21 protein-coding genes are annotated in these 21447 nt (G+C 72.4%); 15 read left to right on the plus strand and 6 right to left on the minus strand.

Annotated features, from left to right (window positions below):
- Positions 1-17 precede the first annotated feature (17 nt).
- The gene (locus tag AC0680_RS33795; protein ID WP_478636574.1) at positions 18-443 is read right to left on the minus strand and encodes a hypothetical protein; all 426 of its coding nucleotides are present in this window, start codon (positions 441-443) and stop codon (positions 18-20) included.
- Between the two features lie 209 nt (positions 444-652).
- On the opposite strand from AC0680_RS33795, the gene AC0680_RS33800 reads away from it, so the two are divergent.
- The 5 genes from AC0680_RS33800 (at position 653) to fxsA (ending at position 6409) form a co-directional block, all read left to right on the plus strand.
- Entirely contained in the window at positions 653-1093 is a 441-nt protein-coding gene (locus AC0680_RS33800; RefSeq protein WP_077194248.1) for an Lrp/AsnC family transcriptional regulator, read from the plus strand.
- A gap of 56 nt (positions 1094-1149) precedes the next feature.
- Positions 1150-2787 carry an amidohydrolase gene (locus AC0680_RS33805; protein WP_478636576.1) on the plus strand — a complete coding sequence of 546 codons (1638 nt, stop codon included), beginning with the start codon at positions 1150-1152 and terminating at the stop codon, positions 2785-2787.
- 517 nt (positions 2788-3304) lie between these two features.
- Complete coding sequence (gene lnt, locus AC0680_RS33810; RefSeq protein WP_478636578.1) at positions 3305-4978, plus strand: apolipoprotein N-acyltransferase; 1674 nt, start codon at positions 3305-3307, stop codon at positions 4976-4978.
- Positions 4975-5730 carry a polyprenol monophosphomannose synthase gene (locus AC0680_RS33815; RefSeq protein ID WP_478636579.1) on the plus strand — a complete coding sequence of 252 codons (756 nt, stop codon included), beginning with the start codon at positions 4975-4977 and terminating at the stop codon, positions 5728-5730. The genes lnt and AC0680_RS33815 overlap by 4 nt, the downstream gene beginning before the upstream one ends.
- Before the next feature lie 82 nt (positions 5731-5812).
- Positions 5813-6409, plus strand: a complete 597-nt coding sequence (gene fxsA, locus AC0680_RS33820; RefSeq protein ID WP_478636581.1) for an FxsA family membrane protein — start codon at positions 5813-5815, stop codon at positions 6407-6409.
- A gap of 110 nt (positions 6410-6519) precedes the next feature.
- Here fxsA and AC0680_RS33825 read toward each other — a convergent pair whose 3' ends face one another.
- The 4 genes from AC0680_RS33825 to AC0680_RS33840 form a co-directional block, all read right to left on the minus strand.
- Positions 6520-6897: an RNA polymerase-binding protein RbpA gene (locus AC0680_RS33825; RefSeq protein ID WP_006601711.1), complete on the minus strand. Its 378-nt coding sequence runs from the start codon at positions 6895-6897 to the stop codon at positions 6520-6522.
- A 304-nt stretch (positions 6898-7201) separates the two neighbouring features.
- Positions 7202-8575, minus strand: coding sequence for an MFS transporter (locus tag AC0680_RS33830; RefSeq protein WP_478636586.1), 1374 nt, complete (start codon positions 8573-8575; stop codon positions 7202-7204).
- 141 nt (positions 8576-8716) lie between these two features.
- Positions 8717-9373, minus strand: a complete 657-nt coding sequence (locus AC0680_RS33835; RefSeq protein WP_478636587.1) for a hypothetical protein — start codon at positions 9371-9373, stop codon at positions 8717-8719.
- On the minus strand, positions 9370-10050 hold the full coding sequence (locus AC0680_RS33840; protein WP_478636589.1) for a TetR/AcrR family transcriptional regulator: 681 nt from the start codon (positions 10048-10050) through the stop codon (positions 9370-9372). The genes AC0680_RS33835 and AC0680_RS33840 overlap by 4 nt, the downstream gene beginning before the upstream one ends.
- A gap of 177 nt (positions 10051-10227) precedes the next feature.
- Here AC0680_RS33840 and AC0680_RS33845 point away from each other — a divergent pair, with 177 nt between their 5' ends.
- From AC0680_RS33845 to AC0680_RS33880, 8 genes are all read left to right on the plus strand, one after another.
- Positions 10228-10482 carry a ferredoxin gene (locus AC0680_RS33845; protein ID WP_478636590.1) on the plus strand — a complete coding sequence of 85 codons (255 nt, stop codon included), beginning with the start codon at positions 10228-10230 and terminating at the stop codon, positions 10480-10482.
- A complete protein-coding gene (locus AC0680_RS33850) occupies positions 10479-11861 on the plus strand; it encodes an NAD(P)/FAD-dependent oxidoreductase (RefSeq protein ID WP_478636591.1) in 1383 nt (460 codons plus the stop codon). Before AC0680_RS33845 ends, AC0680_RS33850 begins: the two co-directional genes overlap by 4 nt.
- 24 nt (positions 11862-11885) lie before the next feature.
- Positions 11886-13106, plus strand: coding sequence for a cytochrome P450 (locus AC0680_RS33855; RefSeq protein WP_478636593.1), 1221 nt, complete (start codon positions 11886-11888; stop codon positions 13104-13106).
- Between the two features lie 98 nt (positions 13107-13204).
- Positions 13205-14719, plus strand: coding sequence for a transferase (locus tag AC0680_RS33860; RefSeq protein WP_478636595.1), 1515 nt, complete (start codon positions 13205-13207; stop codon positions 14717-14719).
- Positions 14720-14864: 145 nt separating this feature from the next.
- Complete coding sequence (locus AC0680_RS33865; protein ID WP_478636597.1) at positions 14865-15551, plus strand: DUF4328 domain-containing protein; 687 nt, start codon at positions 14865-14867, stop codon at positions 15549-15551.
- Between the two features lie 146 nt (positions 15552-15697).
- Positions 15698-16636 (plus strand): alpha/beta hydrolase, encoded by a 939-nt coding sequence (locus AC0680_RS33870; protein WP_478636599.1) that lies wholly within the window; start codon positions 15698-15700, stop codon positions 16634-16636.
- Positions 16637-16646: 10 nt separating this feature from the next.
- On the plus strand, positions 16647-17393 hold the full coding sequence (locus AC0680_RS33875; RefSeq protein ID WP_478636600.1) for a helix-turn-helix transcriptional regulator: 747 nt from the start codon (positions 16647-16649) through the stop codon (positions 17391-17393).
- Between the two features lie 79 nt (positions 17394-17472).
- On the plus strand, positions 17473-18012 hold the full coding sequence (locus AC0680_RS33880; protein WP_478636602.1) for a 2'-5' RNA ligase family protein: 540 nt from the start codon (positions 17473-17475) through the stop codon (positions 18010-18012).
- A 7-nt stretch (positions 18013-18019) separates the two neighbouring features.
- Here the strand turns inward: AC0680_RS33880 and AC0680_RS33885 are convergent, their stop codons facing one another.
- On the minus strand, positions 18020-19624 hold the full coding sequence (locus AC0680_RS33885; protein ID WP_478636604.1) for an FAD-binding oxidoreductase: 1605 nt from the start codon (positions 19622-19624) through the stop codon (positions 18020-18022).
- Between the two features lie 72 nt (positions 19625-19696).
- On the opposite strand from AC0680_RS33885, the gene AC0680_RS33890 reads away from it, so the two are divergent.
- Positions 19697-20335 (plus strand): TetR/AcrR family transcriptional regulator, encoded by a 639-nt coding sequence (locus tag AC0680_RS33890; protein WP_478636606.1) that lies wholly within the window; start codon positions 19697-19699, stop codon positions 20333-20335.
- Between the two features lie 326 nt (positions 20336-20661).
- Positions 20662-21336: a hypothetical protein gene (locus tag AC0680_RS33895; protein WP_478636608.1), complete on the plus strand. Its 675-nt coding sequence runs from the start codon at positions 20662-20664 to the stop codon at positions 21334-21336.
- The last annotated feature ends 111 nt before the right edge of the window (positions 21337-21447 follow it).

A 21447-nucleotide genomic window follows, 5' to 3' on the forward strand; every position in this document is an offset into this window, starting at 1 on the left:
CGAGTGCGGCGGCGCGCTCAGGCGCCGCGGCGCATCCGCGGCACCCGGATCGGCTGCGTACCGGGACCGCCGATGTGCGAGAACGGCTGACGGCGCCAGTCCAGGCCCTCGGGGAGCGTCAGCAGCATCGCCGCGTCCTGCTCCTGGGCGTCGAGGGTGTCGTCGGTCTCCGGCGCCTCGGACGCCGGACGGCCGGAGCCCTGGCACACCGTCAGACCGAACGGGTTCCAGGGGGTGGGGCACAGGGCGTGCTCCGGAAGGGTGTCCTCGTCCGCCAGCAGCGCGATCGGCTGCAGGCAGTCGGGGCAGGTCACGCGGAAGATCTCAAAGGTGTCGAACGCGTCGTACGCGCCGTCGTCGCCGGAGAAACCGAGACTGTCGCCCTCCTGGGCGCTGATGCTCGCGGCAGCGGAGTCCTGCTTAAGGCGTCGCATGATGTCCATCCCCCTCGGGTGGGCCGATCGGACCGCCGGCTTCCTGTGACGGGCGGTCCTGGCCACCAGCAGCAATTCCCTTCATGCCGGGCGCATAATCGCCGGCGCCCTGCCGACACCGGTTCACTCGTGTGGCATTGGTCACACGGACCGGCGCGGAGGTGTCCACGATCCGGCGCGCGATGCGCATACGCGCCCGCGCACAGTAGGTTGAACGGGTGGAGGAGTTGGACCGACAAATCGTGGATCTGCTCGTCAAGGACGGGCGGATGAGCTACACCGACCTGGGCAAGGCCACCGGCCTGTCCACCTCGGCGGTGCACCAGCGGGTGCGCCGCCTGGAGCAGCGCGGTGTCATCCGGGGCTACGCCGCCATCGTGGACCCCGAAGCCGTGGGCCTGCCGCTCACCGCCTTCATCTCGGTCAAACCCTTCGACCCCAGCGCGCCGGACGACATCTCCGACCGCCTCGCGGAGGTCCCCGAGCTGGAGGCCTGCCACAGCGTGGCCGGCGACGAGAACTACATCCTCAAGGTCCGGGTCTCCACTCCGCTGGAACTGGAGCACCTGCTCACCCGCATCCGTACGCTGGCCGGCGTCTCGACCCGCACCACGGTCGTGCTGTCGACCCCGTACGAGGCCCGCCCGCCGCGCATCTGACCGGCAATCGCCCCCCGCGCGCGGAGCGGCCGCGGGCAGGGGCCAAACTGTCCGGTATGAGCGAGCGCATCCCCGACGCACCGTCCCGTACCGTCCTGCTGCGCGGGGGCGAGGTGCACAGCCCCGCGGACCCCTTCGCCACCGCCATGGTCGTGGAGGGCGGCAGCATCGCCTGGGTCGGCGAGGAGGGCGCCGCCGACTCCTTCGCCGAGGGCGTCGACGAGGTCGTCCACCTCGACGGCGCGCTGGTCACCCCGGCGTTCACGGACGCGCATGTGCACACCACGGCGACCGGGCTCGCGCTCACCGGACTTGATCTGGCCGGTGCCGGCACGCTGGCCGACGCGCTGGCCCGGATCCGCGGGTACGCCGACGCCCGTCCGGCGGACCGGATCCTGCTGGGGCACGGCTGGGACGCCAGTGCCTGGCCGGAGGGGCGTCCGCCGTCCCGCGCGGAGCTGGACGCGGCCACCGGCGGCCGTCCCCTGTATCTCACCCGCGTCGATGTGCACTCCGCGGTCGTGACGACGGCGCTGCTCGACCTGGTCCCCGGCGTCCGCGGGGAGTCCGGCTTCGACGCCGAGGCCCCGCTGACCGGCGACGCGCACCACGCGGTGCGCCGGGCCGCGTACGCCACCGTCACCCCGGCCCAGCGCGCCGAGGCCCAGGCCGCCGCACTGGCCCGCGCCGCCTCGCTCGGCATCGGCAGCGTCCACGAGTGCGCGGGCCCGGACATCTCCGGTGAGGACGACTTCCTCGGGCTGCTCGCCCTCGCCCGGGAGGGCGATGGCCCGCGCGTCGTCGGCTACTGGGCCGAACTCGTCGCATCTGCAAAGGATGCCGAGCGGATCCGTGAACTCGGGGCGATCGGCGCCGCCGGCGACCTCTTCGTCGACGGCTCGCTCGGCTCCCACACCGCCCATCTGCACGCCCCGTACGCGGACGCCGCCCACACCGGCGCCGCCCGGCTCGACGCGGACGCGGTCGCCGCCCATGTCGCCGCCTGTACCGAGGCCGGGCTGCAGGCCGGCTTCCACGCCATCGGCGACGCCGCCCTGACCAGCGTCGTCGACGGTGTACGAGCCGCCGCCGAGAAGGTCGGCACGGACCGGATCCGGGCCGCCCGGCACCGCGTCGAGCACGCCGAGATGCTCACCGAAGCCACCATCGCCGGCTTCGCCGACCTGGCCCTGACCGCGTCCGTCCAGCCCGCCTTCGACGCGGCCTGGGGCGGGGCGGACGGCATGTACGCCGCCCGCCTGGGCGCCGAGCGGGCCCGCACGCTCAACCCGTACGCGGCGCTGCTCAAGGCCGGTGTGCCGATCGCCCTCGGATCCGACAGCCCGGTCACCCCGCTCGACCCCTGGGGCACCGTGCGCGCCGCGGTCTTCCACCGCACCCGCGCCCACGGCGTCTCCGCCCGCGCCGCGTTCACCGCGCACACCCGCGGCGGCTGGCGGGCCGTCGGCCGGGACGACGCCGGAGTCCTGGTGCCCGGCGCGCCCGCCGACTACGCGGTCTGGCGCACCGGCGAGCTGCTCGTCCAGGCGCCGGACGAGCGGGTGGAGCGCTGGTCCACCGACCCCCGCTCCGGCACCCCCGGCCTGCCCGATCTCACCCCCGGCGGCGACCTTCCGGTGTGCCTGCGCACCGTCGTCGCCGGCCGAACGGTCTTCGAGCGGCCGAACGAGTGACATCGCACGGACTCGTGCCGTAGCGGCCCGCGCTTGCCGCTGCCCGCCCCACCAAGGGGTGTTCGCGGCTGACCTGGGACGACGCGAAATCGATGCAGGCGCAGGACCTGTTGACAGCAGGCGGTCGACGGCCGGTAGGTTCGGCCGAGTCCACCTCAGGACGTCCGACCGGGAGACCTCCGCGCAGTCGTCGAACGCAACTGGGCCATGGGGCGGTGCGCCACTTCGGCACCGCCACTGGGAGCCAGGTCCAGGACCAGCGACACGGGGCGACGGAAAGTCTTGGCAGGTCGGCAGGTGCGACCCGGATGGGGCCCGGACGCTCAGTAGACAACGGCTCTCGGTCGACCCGCAGCCAGCGGGTCCCAGGTCGGCCCGAAGGGCGCCGGGCCCCGCTCCGCACCGCCGCGGCCCTGCGCGCGGCATTCACCTTTTGTGCACCCCGCATCCGCATACCCGGCCACCCGATGTACGGTCAGCTCACACCGCACGACCGTCTTGCAGGAGGCCCGCGACCGTGCCATCGGGTTCCGATACCACCGAAGAAGCCGCCAGCGGCGCCATGCCCGGCGACCCGGTGCCGTCCGCCGATGCCGGCGCCACCGCCGCGGCCACGCGCCCCGGACGGGCCCGGCGGTGCGCCGCGCTGGCCCGGCGGGAGGCGCCGCGCACCGGCCTCGCGGTGGTCTTCGGTGTCGCGCTCGGCCTCGCCTTCCCGCCGTACGACCTGTGGCCGCTGTCGCTGGTGGCGGTGGCCGCGCTCTCCTTGCTGACCCGGGGCCGGACCGCCCGCCAGGGCGCCTGGACGGGCCTGGTCTTCGGGCTGCCGTTCTTCTTGATCCTGCTGAAGTGGCTGCACGTCGTCGGCTGGGACGCGGTGGTGGGCCTCTCGATCGCCGAGGCGCTCTTCATGACGCTGCTGGGCGCGGCGCTCGCCGTGACGTCCCGGCTGCCCGCCTGGCCGCTGTGGGCCGCCTGTCTGTGGGTCGCCCAGGAGTGGGCCCGCGACCGGCTGCCGTTCGGCGGCTTCCCCTGGGGCCGGCTGGCGTTCGCGAACACCGCCTCGCCGTTCACCCCGCTCGCCGCGCTCGGCGGGGCCCCGCTGGTGACCTTCGCCGTCGCGCTGACCGGCGCACTGCTGGCCGCCTGCGCCGCCGGCCTGTGGGGGCTGCGCGGCAAGGGCGCGCCGCGCCGGGCCGTGCCCGCCCTGGAGGCGTTCGGCCTGGCCGGCGCGGTGGCCCTGGCCGGTCTCCTGGTCCCCGTCCCCACGAAGGCAGCCGACACCGTCGACATCGCCGTCGTCCAGGGCAACGTCCAGCAGCCCGGCATGGACTTCCTGGGCCGCCCGATGAAGATCCTCGACAACCACGCCACGGCCACCGAGAAGCTCGCCGCCGACATCGAGGCGGGCCGGGCGAAGAAGCCCGACCTGGTCATCTGGCCGGAGAACTCCTCCGACCTCGACCCCTTCCAGTACCCGCAGGCCTACGACCGGATCGACGAGGCCGTGAAGGCCATCGGCGTGCCCGTCCTGGTGGGCGCGCTCGTCGACCACCCCTCCAAGGAGGGCTACGTCTACAACGAGGGCATCGTCTGGGACCCGAAGAAGGGGCCGGGGGCCTCGTACACCAAGCAGCACCCCGTGCCGTTCGGTGAGTACGTCCCCTTCCGGGATCAGCTCAGCAAGATCATCACGCGGTTCCAGCGGGTGCCCCGCGACTTCTACCCCGGCGACCACACCGGCGTGCTCAAGGTCGGCCCCGCCAGGCTCGGCGACGTCATCTGCTTCGAGGTCGCCTACGACGAGATCGTGCACGACACCGTCGCGGCCGGCGCCCGCGCCCTGGTCATCCAGACCAACAACGCCACCTACGGCCGCACCGGCCAGCCCGAACAGCAGCTGGCGATGTCCCGGCTGCGCGCCGTCGAGCACGGCCGGGCCGTGGTCACCGCGGCCACCAGCGGGATCAGCGCCGTGGTCGCCCCGGACGGCACCATCACCCACCGTATTCCGGAGTTCACCCAGGGCGTGGTCTCCGCGCGCATCCCGCTGCGGGACGAAACGACGCTCGCCGACCGCGTCGGTGCGGCGCCTGAGTGGGCGATCGCTATCGTGGGGCTTCTGTCCTGTGCCGCCGCGGTAGCCGTCGGCCGGCGCGGGCGTACGAAGGACGAGAAGGGGCAGCAGTGACAGACGGTCAGCGGCAGTACGGACCGCTCGGCACCACGTTGGTGATCATCCCGACGTACAACGAGGCGGAGAACATCAAGCCGGTCGTCGCGCGGGTGCGGTCCGCCGTCCCCGAGGCACATGTTCTCGTCGCGGACGACAACAGCCCCGACGGCACCGGCAAGCTCGCCGACGAGCTGGCCGCCGACGACGAAAAGGTCCATGTCCTGCACCGCAAGGGCAAGGAGGGCCTCGGCGCCGCCTACCTCGCCGGCTTCCGGTGGGGCATCGACAACGGCTACGGCGTGCTCGTCGAGATGGACGCCGACGGCTCGCACCAGCCCGAGGAGCTGCCGCGGCTGCTCACCGCCCTCAAGGGCGCCGACCTGGTTCTCGGCTCGCGATGGGTGCCCGGCGGCCGCACCGTGAACTGGCCCAAGTACCGCCAGTTCATCTCCCGCGGCGGCAGTACCTACTCCCGGCTGGTGCTGGACCTGCCGCTGCGCGACATCACCGGCGGCTACCGGGCCTTTCGCGCGGAGACCCTGCAGGGCCTGGGGCTGGAGGAGGTGGCCTCCCAGGGCTACTGCTTCCAGGTCGACCTCGCCCGCCGTGCCGTGCAGGCCGGCTTCCATGTCGTCGAGGTCCCGATCACCTTCGTCGAGCGGGAGCACGGCGACAGCAAGATGAGCCGCGACATCGTCGTGGAGGCACTGTGGCGGGTCACGGCCTGGGGTGTCGGCTCCCGGGTGGACAAGCTCCGCGGCCGCTGAGAAGCCGGGCCGCGCCTCCCGTACGGGGTTCCTCGCGTAACCCCCGGGGGGTGCCGGGGGAGGCGCCAGGCACACTTGAGGCATGACGTTCGGAGCCACCGCATCGCCCGGTCCCCGCCCGCCCCGGCGCTCCCGCGCCCGCCGGTTCGTGCCGTTGGGCATCGCCGCCTTCATGGTGCTGGAGATCTGGCTGCTGACCGTGGTCGCCGGGGCCACCAACGGTCTGACCGTCTTTCTGCTGCTGGTCGCGGGCGTGCTCGTCGGCGGCTATGTGATCAAGCGGGCCGGCCGTCGGGCCTGGAAGAACCTCACCGAGAGCTTTCAGCCCGCCGACCCGGCGGCTCCCCCCGAGCCCGCCGCGTCCGGCAGCGACCGTTCCGGCACCGGCAGCACGCTCCCGATGGCCGGGGGACTGCTGCTGATGCTGCCGGGGCTGGTGTCGGACGCCCTGGGGCTGCTCTGCCTCTTCCCGCCCACCGCGAAGCTGATCCAGGGCCGGGTGCAGAAGCTGCTGGACCGGCGGGCGACCTACGCGCCGGGCTCGTTCGGTGACGCCTTCCAGCAGGCCCGGATGCACCGGCCGGACGGCAAGGTCGTCCAGGGCGAGGTCATCCGGGAGGACGACGCCGCACGGTCCGAGGGACCGGAGCGCCGCCAGGACCCGCCGCTCATGGGCTGATCACGGCAGGGTCCGGGCCGCCCGAGCCACGGACGCATACGCCAAGGGCCGGGGCCACTGCGAAGTGCAGTGGCCCCGGCCCTTGCGTACTGCGTGTCGCAGGTCCGCCGTCAGGCGGACTTGCGGTTGGTGTCGCGCGGATGCACGGCGATGTTCATGGTGCCGGAGCGCAGGACCGCCAGCCGTTCGGCCAGCACTTCCTCCAGCTCCTCGCGGGTGCGCCGCTCCATGAGCATGTCCCAGTGCGTACGCGCGGGCTTACCCTTCTTCTCCTCAGGGCCATCGCCATCCACCAGAAGCGAGGGTGCACCGCATACCTTGCACTCCCACTCCGGCGGAATCTCGGCCTCAACCGAGAACGGCATCTCGAATCGATGTCCGTTCTGGCATGCGTACTCCACCGCCTGGCGCGGGGCCAGGTCGATGCCGCGGTCGGTCTCGTAGCTGGTCACCACGAGTCGCGTGCCGCGGAGAGCTCGCTCACTCATGAATCGTGCCTCCCGGGCTTGTCGCCCACAGGACAGGTGTCGCTGTCGTCGTCATCCGGTCAACGTCCGGTCGGCGGTGAAGATTCCCGTATCGGGATATGAGCCCACCCGTCGCCCACCACCGCCATTGACGGAGGCGCTGTGCGCCGCTGCCTACCTTCGTGCCGCCCCTTGTTGTACCCACCGGCGCCCGGTTTGTCACATCTGGCAGCAGATGTCACCCAACGCCTTTCATGCTTGAGCGCGCAGTAACGGTCCGCCTGGTGAGCCAAAGGCGTACACTACCGCCCCACACCCTCCGGGACTAAATCCGGTCAGGTATGGGATTTCCGGCGGCCATGATCGCCCGCCTCACGGGCACCCTCGCCAGCAGGACGAAACCGATCACGAAGAATGCCACCAGGGACACGATCGCGTCCCGGTAGCTGCCGGTCAGCTGGTAGGCCACCCCGAACACCAGCGGCCCCAGCCAGCTCACGCCCCGGTCGCTCATCTCGTACGCGGAGAAGTACTCCGCCTCCTTGCCCCGCGGCACCAGATGCGAGAACAGCGAGCGCGACAGCGCCTGGCTGCCGCCCAGGACCAGGCCGATGCCGGCGGCCAGGGCGAAGAACCACAGCGGCGCCTTCGCGGGCAGGAAGTAGCCGACGGCGATCGTCAGGGTCCAGGCCGCCAGCGAGCCCAGTACCGTCCGCTGTGTGCCGTAGCGCCGGGCCAGGCGCCCCATCAGCAGGGCTCCCGCCGCGGCCAGCACCTGCACCAGCAGGACCGCCGTGATCAGCGTCGTCTGGTCCAGCTTGAGCTCCTCGGAGCCGTAGACGGAGGCCTGGGTGATCACCGTCTGCACGCCGTCGTTGTAGACGAGATAGGCCAGGAGGAAGGCGAGCGTGAGGGGGTGGCGGCGCATGTCGCCCAGCGTCTCCCGCAGCTGGCGCGGGACCCGGCCCGGCGAGGTGCCGCCGGCCGGACCCGGCGTGGCGATGCCCGCCCCCGCCCGTCGGTCGCGCAACCGGCGCAGCGGAATCAGCGAGAACGCCCCCCACCACAGCCCCGCGGACGCCAGGCAGATGCGCACCGCTTCGCCCTCGGAGAGGCCGAAGGAGTCGTGGGCGCCGTAGAGCACCAGGTCGGCGACGAGTACCAGCGCCCCGGCCGCGTAGCCGAACGCCCAGCCCCGGGAGGAGACCGCGTCGCGCTCGTCGGGCCGGGCGATCTGCGGCAGGAAGGAGTTGTAGAGCATCGACGACACCACGAAGCCCACGTTCGCCAGGATCAGCAGCGCGCCGCCCAGCAGATAGCGCTCACCGCGCAGGAAGAACATCCCCGTGGTCGCCGCGGCACCGGTGTACGCGCAGACGCCCAGCAGCGGCTTCTTCCGCCCGGTCCGGTCGGCCAGCGCCCCGGCCAGCGGCATCGCCAGTACGGACAGCAGCAGCGACGCCGACACCGTGTAGGCGTAGAAGGAGCCCGCTCGCACCGGGATGCCCAGCGGGTGGACGAAGCCGTCCGCGTCCGCCGCGGCCTTCGCCACCGAGGTCAGATAGGGGCCGAGGAACACCGTCAGCACGCTCGTCGAGTAGACGCTGTTCGCCCAGTCGTACCAGTACCAGCCGCGCTGCTCGCGGCGCCGGGCGGCCGCCTCGTCCACGTCCCCCGCCACGGCCTGTGCGCTCCGCACGCCCACCCCGACCCCCGTCAGTGATCCCCGTCGACGCTTCCCGCCGATTCTGAGGTGAGTCGACGATACGGCGCTCCCTCGGCACCGTCACCTTCCCGTACGCGCCCTGGAGCGGCCGCGTTCGGCAGTCGTCGTGCGCGTTCAGGCGGCCGAGCCGGCCGGGCTCGGCTCCCGGGGGATGTCGGCGGGCCGGGGGACCAGCAGCCTGGGGTGGATCCTGGGTCCCAGGGCGGCCACGCCGACGGCCATGGCGGCGGCGATCAGCAACTGGGCGTCGGGCACATACGGGTCGAGGAGCATCTCCACCAGCAACGCGGCAGCGATGAGGCTCAGCTTGGCGCAGATCAGCCGGGGTGCCGACAGCGTGGGGCGGGTCGAAGGGTGCACGCCGGCGGCCCGGGCCCGCCCCGCGGCGCGGATCTGGAGCGGGACGGTCAGCAGGACCAGCAGCAGCCGGACGGCGAGCGCCCTGGTGTCGACGGGGGTGTGCGGATCCAGCAGGTGGCCGAAGAGGGCACTGGCGACGAGGGCCGCGTCGACGATCAGGACCCGGGCGGCGATCAGCCTGGCCAGCGCCGGGCCGGGGCGCGCGGACTCGTGGAAGGCGGTGGACAGCCGGCGGTTGGTCCGCAGCAGCAGGGGCGGGAGCAGCAGCAGGAGGAAGGTGGCGCGCACGGCGTGGGCCCAGGCGGGCTCGTTGCCCTCACCGATCCACATCAGGGCCAGGACCAGGCCGACCCCGGCGTAGGCCCGGCGGACGCTCCGGGCGGGGGCGGGGTCTCGCCGGTCCGGGTTCATGACGCCGGCTCCTCGGGGGAGGGGTGGTCCCGGTCGCCGCCGGGGGTGGCGCCGATGCCGGTGAACAGCCAGCGCAGGGCCTGGCCGAAGAGCTCTTCGGGGACGCTGTCGGGGTCCACCCGCCGCAGCCGCACCAGGCCCTGGAACAGTGCCGCCACCACCGTGGCCACGGCTTCGGCGTCGACCTCGGAGGGGGCGCCCTGGTCCGCGAGCCAGGTGCCGACCAGGCCCTGAAGCTCCTGGCGCGGTTCGCGCAGCGCGGCGGCCATGGTGTCGAGGACATGGGGGTTGCGCACCGCATAGAGCCAGAACTCGGCCTGGAGCGGGGCGAAGTCGATGTCCTTGTCGGCGACGTGCACCAGCAGCCGGCCCAGTTCGGCGGCGGCCCCGCCGGTGCCCGCCTCGTGCCGGTCCAGGGTCCGGGCCGCCTCGGCGACACGGCCCAGACCGCGTTCGGCCATCAGCTCCAGGAAGAGCGCCTCCTTGCCGTTGAAGTTCGAGTACAGCGCGCCGATGGAGAAGCCCGCGGACTCGGCGATCTCCTCCACCGAGGCCCCGGTGAAGCCCTTGCGTGCGAAGACCCGGGCCGCCGCGTCCAGCAGCAGGCGCCGGGTGCGGGCCTTGGCCTCCGCGCGGGTCAGTCGCTGCCGTACCGGTTCGTCAAGCTCGCTGCTCATGTTGTCGATGCTATTTGGATAGTGGTCACTATGTCAACGCTCGGATAGCGTGTACAGTCCGAATAGTGGTCGCTATCTGAATAGCAATCGCGATCAAACTCGGTGCGCAGCTGGAGGCCTCCGCTGACGGCCCCTAGAGCCACCGGACCCGCTCTGACCTGGGAGGAGAGCGAAGAAATGACCACCGATTCCCCGCCCGACGCACCCCGGCTCGTGGTGGACCTCAACCGCTGCCAGAGCTATGGGCAGTGCGTCTACGCCGCGCCGACCGTCTTCCGGTTCCACGGCGAGGAGGCGCTGGAGTACGACTACGCGCCCGATCCGAGCACGCGCAGCGAGGTCGCCCGGGCCGTCGCGGCGTGCCCCGTGCAGGCCATCACCCTGGGCAGGGCCACCGAGCCCGCGCCCCTGACCCCGGAGCGTGCCCGATGAGCGCCCCCGAACGCATCGTCGTGGTCGGCGCCTCCCTGGCCGGGCTGCGCGCCGCCGAGGCGCTCCGAGACGAGGGCTTCACCGGCGAGCTCACGCTCATCGGCGACGAGCCGCACCCGCCCTACGACCGTCCGCCGCTGTCGAAGGCGGTGCTGTCCGGCTGGCTGACCACCGACCGCACCCTGCTGCCCCGGGTGCGCGACATCGCCGCCCAATGGCTGCTCGGCACTCCCGCAACCGGCCTTGACCCGCGCGAACACCGGGTGAGGATGGCTGACGGGCGGCAGCTCGGATACGACCGGCTGCTGATCGCCACCGGCACCCGGGCCCGGCCCTGGCCCGTTCGGCAGGGCGGCACCCCGCACGGGGTCCATGTGCTGCGCACCCGTGACGACGCCGACCGGTTGCGCGCGGCGCTGGCCGCGGAGCCGAGCCGGGTGCTGGTCGTCGGCGCCGGCTTCACCGGTGGCGAGGTCGCCTCGTCCTGCCGCGACCTGGGGCTCGACGTGACCGCGACCCAGCGCGGCCCAGCCCCCCTGGCGAGCGCACTGGGCGGTGTCGTCGGCGCCGCCGCGGCCCGCTGGTACCGCGACGCCGGCGTGGACCTGCGGCTGCGCACCACGGTCCACGCCCTGGAGGGCGACGCCCGCGGCCGGCTGCGGCGCGCGCTCCTCTCGGACGGCACGGTGGTGACGGCCGAGGTGGCCGTGGTCGCCGCCGGTGCCCTCGCCAACACCGAGTGGCTGGCCGGCTCCGGCCTGGCCGCCGACTCCCGCGGGGTGGTCTGCGACGCGGCCTGCCGGGCGCGGACCGATGACGGGACGCCGGTGCCGGACGTCTTCGTCGCCGGTGACGTCGCCCGCTGGCCGCACCCGCGCTACCCCGGGCAGCTGCTGCGACTGGACCATTGGGACAACGCCGTCGCCCAGGCCCGTACCGCCGCGCACAACATGACCCACGAGCCGGGAGACCACCGCAGCCACCAGCCCCTGCCGGCGTTCTGGTCAAACCAGTTCCAGGTCAACCTCAAGTGCGTGGGGCTGCCCGCCCACGCCGACCAGGTCGTCCTCACCCAGGGCTCGCTCGACCAACGGCGCTTCGTGGCCGCCTACGGCCGACAGGGTCGCCTGGTCGCCGCCGTCGCGGTGGACAGCCCCCGCGTGCTGGACGGCTACGCCGCCCTCATCGAGGCCGGCGCCCCCTTCCCCCCTGACCTCAACGCCACCGACGGCCCGGACCGACTCCGTCCCGTCGACGCGGAATTCCCCCGACGCGGCGCGATCCCGCAACCCACCGCAGCTCCGCAACCCACCGCCCCCGCACCAGGCCGGCCGCCCATCCCGCCGACCCACCCGTCCGCCCTGGCCGGACACCAGTGAGACACCACTGAAGGGAGACCCGCCATGACCACCACCACCCGTCAGCACACGGCCTCGGTCCTGTTCGCCCAGGCCCTCCGCTACGAGAACCGCGCCGACCCCTACCCCTGCTACGAACAGCTCCGCCGGCAGCCGGTGGTGTGCACGGAGGACGGGACCTGGCTGGTCAGCGGCCACCGCGAGATCAGTCTGCTGCTCCGCGACCCGCGCGTCAGCGCCGACCGCCGCAACCCGCAACAGCAGCAGATCCGCAAGAGCCTGCTGGTCGAGGACCCGCCCCGGCACGACCAGCTGCGCCGCCTGGTCACCGAGGAGTTCGTCCCGCGCGTCACGGGCATGCGCGACCACATCGACGCACTCGTCACCGAACTGCTCGACGCACACACCAGCGAGCAGCCGGGAGCGCTCGACGTCGTCGGCGACCTGGCCTACCCCCTGCCCGTCACCGTCATCTGCGAACTGCTCGGCGTGCCCCGCGAGGACGAACGCCTCTTCGGCAGCCTGGCCCGCCGCCTCACCCGCGGGCTGGACCCCGTCGACACCCAGACCGAGGACGAGCTGCGCGAACTCCAGCAGGCGCGCGGCGAGTTGATCGAGTACCTCGAAGGGCTCATCGCACGCCACGACGCCACCGCGGGCGACGACCTGCTCTCCGGCCTGATGCGCGGCCAGGGGCCCGACGGCCCCATGGACCCCGTGGACCTCCGCGTCACCCTCGGCCTGCTCCTCATCGCCGGCCACGAGACCACCGTCAACCTCATCGCCAACGGCACCCTCGCACTCCTGCGCCACCCCGACGCACTCGCCCGGCTGCGCACCGACCCCGAGCTCGCCACTCCGCTCGTGGAGGAGGTACTGCGCTACGACCCGCCGGTGCAGATGTCCGGACGCAGCACCCTGGCCGACATCGACATCGCCGGCACCACCATCCCCAAGGGGGCGCGCGTCCGACTGCTCCTCGCCGCGGCCAACCGCGACCCCCACCGCTTCCCCGACCCGGACCGGTTCGTACCCGACCGACCCGACAACGCCCACCTCGGCTTCGGGGGCGGCATCCACTACTGCATCGGCGCCACCCTCGCCCGCGCCGAAGCGCAGATCGCCCTGACCGCCCTCGCCCGCCGGCTGGCATCCCCCCGCCTGGTGGCGGACCCCCCGCCCTACCGGGAGAACGCCATCCTGCGCGGCCCGGATCGCCTCCCGGTCTCCTTCGACCGCCTCATGCCCGACCCGCGCGCCACCTGACCCCCTTCCGGAAACCGGCCACGGCCGGTTGGCCCGGCTGGTAGTACGGGACGCGGTCCGCGCCGGACGCGGTGCTCCGTCGAGGTAGGGGGTGGGGGGTGACCTCTCGCTTACGGGCGTTCGCCCGGCTGGTCACGGTGGCCGCGGTCGTCACGGCCTATGTCGCGCTGCACCTGGCGATCACCGCGGGCACGGACCTGCGCACCCGCGAGCGCTTCCGCGACGCCCCCACGCGGGCCGCCGCGTTCACCGTCGCGCTGGACCACTACGCCGACGGGGACATGTCCGCGCGCGCGGAGATCGGTACGGGCGGCGCGTGGTTCGAGGACCACGCCCCGCCGGGGGAGAGCCGTTCCGCGGTCTCCTCCGCCACCGGCGACGCGCGGGCGGGCCGGGTCTCCCGGGCCCGCGAGCGCGTCGCCGGACTGGCGGGGCGGGTCGAGCGGGAACAGGCGGGCCTCGACCGTGACGTCGACTCGTCGAGCACGACAGCGCTGTACTGGGCGGCGTCCGCCGGGGCGCTGCTCGTGCCGGCGCTGTGGCTACGGCGTCGCCGCCGGTCGGGCGTCGCGGAGATCGTCGAGGTGGTCGGCCCGTTCGCCCCGCGTCAGCCGTGGTGGCGGCGGCCGGTGTTCCTGACGGCCAACAGCGTCGGATACGGGCTGTTCGCGGCCGGCTCCTTGGCGGTCAGCATGGCCCAACGGCAGGGCGGCGAAATGCCGTTGGCGACGCAGGTGCTCCTGCTGCCTTGCGGGCTGGCCGCGCTGGGGGCCGGCGTCCTGATCCTGCGCTTCACCCGCCCGCGCTCGGCACGCGGCGCCGCCCAGGCCCTGCTGGCCGACGGCCGTAGGCCCGTGCTCTACCTGCGCAGCTTCGCCGACGACGACACCGCGGCCCGGGTCGACGACGGGGCGCCGGTCAGCATTCACTCACGGGAGGAGCAACTCGCGGCGGCATTGGGCGCCTTCGGCCCCGTGATCGCGGTGGGCAGACCCGAGGAGCCACTGCCACGCCTGGGTGCGGCGCGGTGCTATCTGCCGCACGACGACTGGCAGCCCGTGGTCCTACGACTGATGGGGCTGTCCCAACTCATCGTGCTGCGCCTGGGATTGAGCGAGGGACTGTGGTGGGAGATCGAGCAGGCCCGCGCGACCCAGCCCCCGCGGAAGCTGGTCCTCCTGGCGCTGGACGGACTGCCAGGCGTGACCCAGCGCCTGGACGCGCTCCTGCCGGCGCCGACCCGGCTGGACGAGGTCACCGCGGGCGATCCCTCGGCCTCCGCCGTCATCACCTTCGACTCCGAGTGGACGCCCCATGTGCACCCGGTAGGGCCCGCGCACGACGCCAAGACGCCGCGAGGAATGCTCGCGCGCCAACTGGTCCGCGTCAAAAAAGCCGCTCGGGCAGGGTTGATCATGTACACCCCCACGCACGAAGTGGCTCGCGCGATGAAGGCCGCCCTGGCATCGGTGGGGGTGCGCAAACGGACGTTGGCCTGGCGGGCGCACCTCGCCACGCAGACGTCGCTGTGGAAAGGCATGCTGCTGGTCACGTCGCTGGGCCTGCTGGGCTGGCTGGTGTTCCGCGCACTGCGGTTGTTCGGCCTCGGGTAGCGCCGCACTGGGGTGAGAAAGGACCCGAAAGGGACCTGAAAAGAGACCTGAAAAAGGGCAGACACGTCAGGCCGCGCCCCGTAGCATCCCGACGCCAAAGAGTGTTCAGCACATAATGCGCGCACACTTCGGGGGAATCATGGCCATGGACGATGCACAGCAGGGCGAGCCGACGAGCGCGAACTCCGCCGCCGCGCAGCCGCACAGGCCGGTGACCGGCGCGGCCACCGCCGCGACACTACTGATCTCGTTGGAGCTCGTGCGCGAGGTACTGGTGTCGGTGGCCAACTGGCGCAACTACCTCGTCGTCCACGACTACCTGGCAGGGACGGCGACGGACGCGGACCTCCTGGCCGCCGACACCGATGCCCTCGCGACGCTGGCCTCATGGCCGTCGTTCCTGGTGTGGATCGCGGGCGGCGTGGCGTTCCTGGTCTGGCTGTGGCGGACGCGGATCAACGCCGAGCTGATCAGCGGTGCGGCCGCACAACGCCGGTCCAGGACTTGGGTGGTCGGCGCCTGGATCACCCCGGTGGCCAACCTGTGGTACCCCTACCAGATCGTGTCGGACATCTGGAAGGCCAGCACCCCCCGGCGGCCCGCCCCTCTCGCCCTGGTCAATGCCTGGTGGGCGTTGTTCGTGGGCGCCACGCTCGTCAAGCCGATCCAGTGGCGCATGGCCGCGCAGCAGGCCACCGAGCAGGACGTGCTGGCCACCGCGAACCTGTCCACCCTGCTCACGGCGCTCTACCTGGTGGCCGGCGTGCTGATCATCCTCATCCTCAGGCGAATCACCGCATGGCAGACCGACGTGCTCGCCCCGAGCGCGTAGCGCCCATGGAGCAGTCCACGCGTCGGGGGGAGTTCACGCCGGCCGGGCAGACGCTGCCGCGCTGCCGAGCGTACGCACCTGAGTGACGCAGCTCACTGGGAAACGGTGACAGGGGGTTGTCGCGGACGGCTGCGAGCGTCGACGCCATGACGATCACAGACGAGGACTGCCTCGCCGAGACCCTGGCATTCAACGAGAAGTTCGAGGCCACTGCCGCGAGCCGCCCCGCCCGAGGGCGAGCGCCGGACACCACCGTGCTGGCGCTTCTGCGGCGCAACCGGCTCGGTGGCGACACGCCACCGGTGAGACTGCCGCACGGCCAGGACCGCGTCGTTGCGGGCGGGGTGAGCGTCCGGACGTTCGTGCCGGACCACGTCGACGGCGTGTATCTGCACATCCACGGGGGCGGCTGGGCGTTCGGCTCCGCGAGCGGGCAGGACGAGAAGCTGTGGCGGCTTGCCGTGCGGGCGCGGCTGGCCGTGGTGAGCGTGGAGTACCGCCTGGCACCGGAGCACCCCTTCCCCGCCGGACCCGACGACTGCGAGGCCGCCGCCCGGTGGCTGGTGGCCAACGCCGCAGCCGAGTTCGGCACCCGACGGCTGCTGATCGGCGGCGAATCAGCCGGCGCCCACCTGAGTGTCGTGACGCTCCTGCGCCTTCGCGACCGGCACGGCATCACCGGCGCGTTCCGGGCGGCCCACCTGCTCTTTGGCCCGTACGACCTGTCGATGACACCGAGCCAGCGGTTGTTCGGTGCCAGGCGGCTGATGAGCAACACCGACTCCGTGCGGGGCAGCTATGAGCTGTTCACACCGGGGATGGGGGCGGAGCAGCGCCGCGACCCGGAGGTCTCGCCGCTCTTCGCCGACCTGGCCGGCCTGCCGCCCGCCCGTATCGTCGTCGGCGCCGAGGATCCGCTGCTGGACGACTCACTATTCCTGGCCCAACGGTGGCAGGCGGCGGGCGCGCCCGTACAACTCGGCGTGGTCGCCGGCGCGATGCACGGCTTCACCCTGTTCCCGCTCACCGTCACCGAGCGGGAACTGGAGCGTGAGCGGCAGTTCCTGGCCACCGCGGGACGGTAGCGTCGGCCTGATGAACCGCACTTCTCGGCTCTACGCGCTGGTCGAAGAGCTGCGCGCGTCGGCGCCGCGGCCGCTCACGGTCGCGGCGCTCGCCGCGCGATTCGAGGTCAGTACGCGCACGGTGCAGCGCGACCTCCAGGCGCTGATGGAGTCCGGTGTCCCGGTGCGCAGCACACCCGGGCGAGGCGGGGGCTGGACGATCGATCCGGCGATGACCCTGCCCCCGGTCCACTTCACGGCCGACGAGGCCTCGGCGCTGGTCGCCGCGCTGGCCGCGGCCGACGCCGGCGCCCCCTACGCCGGTGCGGCCCGCACGGCGTACCAGAAGATCGCCGCGTCGATGACCGGTCCCGTCGCGACGGCGGCCCGCGAACTCACCGCACGGATCGTCGCGCTGCCGGCGCGGACCGATTCCGCGGTCCGCGCCGCGGTCGAACGGGCCCTCACCGACAACGTGGCGCTGCGGCTGTCCTACGTCGACGCGGCGGGACGCGAAAGCGACCGCGAAGTGGAACCGGCCGGACTGCTCACCGCCGACGGCCGCTGGTACCTCATCGCCTGGTGCCGCACACGGCGGGCCGGCCGGGGCTTCCGACTGGACCGGATCACCGCAGCCACCCCGACCGACGAGCAGGCCCACCCCCATGACCTGGCCGAACTGCTCCACGGCTCATCCGCCGCCGGCGCGGTGCGGCCGGCTGCGCTGGGTTCGCTCAGACCCGACCATGAGGACCCGGACATGAGGACCCGGACATGAGGACCCGGACATGAGGACCCGGACATGAGGACCCGGACATGAGGACCCGAAGGCCGGCTCCATGGCAGCATGCCGTGTCATGGCAGACGACAGCACCAGCCGGTTTCAGGCAGGCCAGACGGGACTCATCGTCAGGGTTCCGGAAGCGGAGCCGGCCGTCCGCGTGTGGCGTGAACAGTTCGATCCATCAGCCCGAGCCGGAGTACCGGCACATATCACGGTGCTTTTTCCCTTCCTCGACGAGAGCCGAATAGATACGCGTGTCTGCTCGGCCCTCACTGATGTGCTCGGCAGTCATCATGCCTTTGACTTGCGGTTCGACAGCTGTGGGCGATTTCCGGGGGTGCTGTATCTCGCTCCTGGGCCGGACACGCGATTGCGGCGGCTCACCGAGGTGATCGCTGACCTGTGGCCCGAAGCCCCGCCCTATCGCGGCCAGTTCACCGAGATCGTGCCTCATCTGACCGTCGTCGACGGGCAGGACGATGCGCTGATGGATGAGATCGAGGCCGACCTGCTCGGCAGACTCCCCTTCACATCCCGGGCCTCGTCCGTCGACCTCATGGTGTACGACGGCGTGAAGTGGCAGGAGCGGGCGTCGTTCGCCCTCCTTGAATGAGATCTCGTCAGTCGACCAGAACGCCCGGGTTGAGGATGCATCGGGGGTCCAGGGCGTGCTTGGCCGCGCGCAGGGCCAGTGCGAAGGGCTCCGGGCGCTGGAGGTCGTAGGCGGGGCGGTGGTCGCGGCCGACGGCGTGGTGGTGGGTGATGGTGGCGCGGTGGCGGTGCAGGACGTCGCTCGCGGCGGCTTTGATGTCGTCCCAGATCTCGACCTCGTCGCCGGGGCGGCCGGCGACGGCCACGGTGAAGTAGGGGGCGGCGCCGTCGGGGTAGACGTGGGTCAGACGGCAGTTGATGGTGGCCGGGTGCCCGGTGGCCTTCAGGGCGGCGGCGCCGACCTCGGTGCGTACGGCGTCGATCAGGGCGGGAACCGTGTCCCAGGTGGCGGCGGTCTCGAAGGTCTCGACGACGGCGCCCATACGGGCCAGGCCGTCGCGCAGGTAGGGCATGCGCAGGAACGTCGAGCGCCAGGCGCTCACGGCCGCGTCGGCCGGGGCGTCGCGGTCCGCCCTCGGCGCCCCGCTGCGGCCGCCGTGGGCGCGGGCCAGGTCCAGGGCGCTCGTGAGGCGGTCGTCGACGGGGGTGGTGGCGGATTCGAAGCCCAGGACCAGGACGGCGGAGCCGTCGTGCGAGGCGCCGGACAACAGCGCCTCGCCGGCATCGAGCAGGCGGCAGTTGGCAGGGGCGAGGTCGGACTGGGCGAGGGCTCGCACCGCGTCCAGCGCCTGGTGGAAGTCGGTGAAGGCCACGGACGCGGAGGCCTTGTAACGCGGGCGTTCCTGCAGGCGCATCCATGCCTCGGTGATGACGCCGAGCGCGCCCTCGGAGCCGAGGAAGAGGCGGTCGGGTGACGGTCCGGCGCCGGATGCGGGCAGCCGCCAGGATGTGCCGACTCCGGCGGGCGTGACCACGTTCAGGGACTGCACGAAGTCGTCGATGTGGGTACGGCCGGTGGCGTAGTGGCCTCCGGCCCGGGTGGCCAGCCAGCCGCCGAGGGTGGAGAACTCGAAGCTCTGCGGGAAGTGGCGCAGGGTCAGGCCGTGGGGCCGCAACTGCTCTTCGAGTACGGGACCGAGCGCGCCGGCCTGGATGCGGGCCGAGCGGCCGGCAGTGTCGATCTCCAGGACCCGGTCCATCGAGGTCAGGTCGAGCGACAGCACGGCGCGGTGGGCGTCGCCGCGGTACTCCACGCCGCCGACCACCGAGGAGCCGCCGCCGAAGGGGATGACGGCCACGCCGTGCCCGCCGGCCCAGTCCAGCAGGTCGGCCACCTCCTGGTCGCCGGTCGGCCGGGCGACCAGGTCGGGGATCCGGCCGGGCCGGCCGCGCAGGGCCCGGATGACGTCGCGGTAGGCCTTGCCCATGGCGTGGGCGGCGCGCGCTTCGGGATCGGCGGTGACCAGGTGCGCCAGTGCGGGCGGGGGTGTCGCGCCGGGGCGGGCGACGGGCAGGTCGGCGACCCGGGGTATCGGCAGCGGGCGGGCCAGGGTGCCCGGCAGCAGGGCGCCCATGGCGGTGCACTCGGCGTCGTCCGGGTGGGCGTCGGCGTAGCCCCAGCCCCACCAGGAGCGGGTGCGGGAGGTGCCGGGGTGGGACGGGGTGGCAGGCATGAGTGTGCTCCCAGCGAGGTCCGGGCGAGCAATTTACCCAACGGAAAATTACCCTAAGGTAATATCCGGATCATGACAACGCTCCCCTCCAGGGCCGGCACCAAGGGTGTGCCCAGGGCCGCGCGCGAACGACAGGTCCTGGCCGCGGCCACCGAGGAGTTCGGCCGCCACGGCTACGAGGCCACCACCGTGGCCTCCATCGCCGCCCGGGTGGGCGTCACCAAGCCACTGCTGCACCACTACTTCGGCAGCAAGCAGGACCTCTACCTCGCCTGCCTGAACCCCGTCGGCGACCGGTTGCTGGACGCCATCCGCGCCGCGATGGCCAAGCACGGCTCCGGCGCACCGCCCACCTCCCTGCGCGTGCTGCACGCCCTGTTCACCGCCCTGGACGGGCAGCGCGAGGCCTGGTTCGTCCTCTACGACGCCACACTGCCGCCCGACAGCGACGCCGCCCGACGCGCGGCGTACTACCGCGGCGCCATCGACGACCTCGCCGCGATCGGCACCGCCGACCTGCTGCACGCCGCCGGATCCAGCGACCCGCTCGACGCCGACGCCCTCAAATACGCCTGGCGCGGCCTGTGCACCGCCCTGGTCCGCTGGTGGGTCAACCACCCGGACCAGTCACCCGAAGCCATGGTGCAGCGCTGCGCACGACTCTTCGCGGCCGGCCGCACCCTCCTCGCCACCGACGACGACAGCGCGTGAGCCGGGCCCACGACGCCTACGTCCCTGCTGCCAAAGCCGCTCCTGCGCGGCCTGGCGAGACCTGCCTGACGAACTCTTCATCAACGGAGCGCGCGTCAAGGCGGCGGACGGCCCTCCCTTGCCGCACTCGCACTCGCACTTGCCGCAGCAGCCGTGCCGTCATCGGCTCGTAGGCCACAGCCCACGCATCTGTGACTCCGGCGATCCACCCTGTGAGCACCCTCCGCCAGAGCCGCTTTACGAGCAGCCACCTGAGTACACGTACTCACTCCCTGCCGGGTATCCGTGCCCATCCGCCGGCTTCCCCGCTGACATACCGTCCCCGTATGCCCGACGAGGCCGCACCGGCCAGCACCACCACCGCCCCGACCGAGCCCCATGCGCCTTCTTCCGCCCACGGAACCCTCAAATGGGGCTGTGCCGCGCTCGTCGTTGTCGCACTTGTTCTGGTCGTCCCGTTCGCATGGGGGCCGACGGACATTCCCCGCGTCGCGCCCGAGGACATGGCGAACCGCGCCTTCCGGCATTCCCAGGAGGCCTACGACGTCATGAGGTTCAAGCGCACCGTAGAACCAGGAGTCGAGAGGATCGGCGTCAGCACGGAGAACACCTTCAGCTCCAGCCATTGCTACGACGGGGGCCTGCTGGGACTGGACGACAAGACCATCGACGGCGCCTACCGGATGAGCCACAGCTGGGCGCTGGACCACGTGCCCGCGAGCCGAGCCGTCCCCAGCCTCCGACGACTGCACCAGCACCTCAAGGACGACGACTGGGAGGTCACGTCCTACGGGGAAGGCGGTAAGGACAAGGCATGGGACCTGTTCGTCCAACGGGACGGCGGGGACGAGCGGATGTCCTTCACCTGGTACCCGGACCGGGAGTACTTCACCGGCAGCGCCACCGGGCCCTGCGCCTCCGACCCCGCGTGGCAGGCCGGCGACTCCGGCCTGCCCGGGGACCTCCAGAGGCCGCCCGCCCTCCGACCTGCGCAGGGTTGATGGGAATCTTTGAAAACGGATCTGACCGTAGTTCCGTGAAGCTCATGGCTGGGTGAGGATGCGGGTCCGGAGGAGTTCGAACGAGGCCCGGCCGTACATTGCTCTCTTGAG

The sequence above is a fragment of the Streptomyces sp. NPDC043738 genome, from assembly GCF_056436545.1.

Excerpts from the sequence above, each read along its gene's own strand:
- AC0680_RS33795 (WP_478636574.1), bottom strand. The coding sequence starts at position 443 with ATGGACATCATGCGACGCCTTAAGCAGGACTCCGCTGCCGCGAGCATC.
- AC0680_RS33805 (WP_478636576.1), top strand. The coding sequence starts at position 1,150 with ATGAGCGAGCGCATCCCCGACGCACCGTCCCGTACCGTCCTGCTGCGC.
- fxsA (WP_478636581.1), top strand. The coding sequence starts at position 5,813 with ATGACGTTCGGAGCCACCGCATCGCCCGGTCCCCGCCCGCCCCGGCGC.
- AC0680_RS33825 (WP_006601711.1), bottom strand. The coding sequence starts at position 6,897 with ATGAGTGAGCGAGCTCTCCGCGGCACGCGACTCGTGGTGACCAGCTAC.
- AC0680_RS33835 (WP_478636587.1), bottom strand. The coding sequence starts at position 9,373 with ATGAACCCGGACCGGCGAGACCCCGCCCCCGCCCGGAGCGTCCGCCGG.
- AC0680_RS33840 (WP_478636589.1), bottom strand. The coding sequence starts at position 10,050 with ATGAGCAGCGAGCTTGACGAACCGGTACGGCAGCGACTGACCCGCGCG.
- AC0680_RS33845 (WP_478636590.1), top strand. The coding sequence starts at position 10,228 with ATGACCACCGATTCCCCGCCCGACGCACCCCGGCTCGTGGTGGACCTC.
- AC0680_RS33850 (WP_478636591.1), top strand. The coding sequence starts at position 10,479 with ATGAGCGCCCCCGAACGCATCGTCGTGGTCGGCGCCTCCCTGGCCGGG.
- AC0680_RS33855 (WP_478636593.1), top strand. The coding sequence starts at position 11,886 with ATGACCACCACCACCCGTCAGCACACGGCCTCGGTCCTGTTCGCCCAG.
- AC0680_RS33865 (WP_478636597.1), top strand. The coding sequence starts at position 14,865 with ATGGACGATGCACAGCAGGGCGAGCCGACGAGCGCGAACTCCGCCGCC.
- AC0680_RS33870 (WP_478636599.1), top strand. The coding sequence starts at position 15,698 with ATGACGATCACAGACGAGGACTGCCTCGCCGAGACCCTGGCATTCAAC.
- AC0680_RS33875 (WP_478636600.1), top strand. The coding sequence starts at position 16,647 with ATGAACCGCACTTCTCGGCTCTACGCGCTGGTCGAAGAGCTGCGCGCG.
- AC0680_RS33880 (WP_478636602.1), top strand. The coding sequence starts at position 17,473 with ATGGCAGACGACAGCACCAGCCGGTTTCAGGCAGGCCAGACGGGACTC.
- AC0680_RS33885 (WP_478636604.1), bottom strand. The coding sequence starts at position 19,624 with ATGCCTGCCACCCCGTCCCACCCCGGCACCTCCCGCACCCGCTCCTGG.
- AC0680_RS33890 (WP_478636606.1), top strand. The coding sequence starts at position 19,697 with ATGACAACGCTCCCCTCCAGGGCCGGCACCAAGGGTGTGCCCAGGGCC.
- AC0680_RS33895 (WP_478636608.1), top strand. The coding sequence starts at position 20,662 with ATGCCCGACGAGGCCGCACCGGCCAGCACCACCACCGCCCCGACCGAG.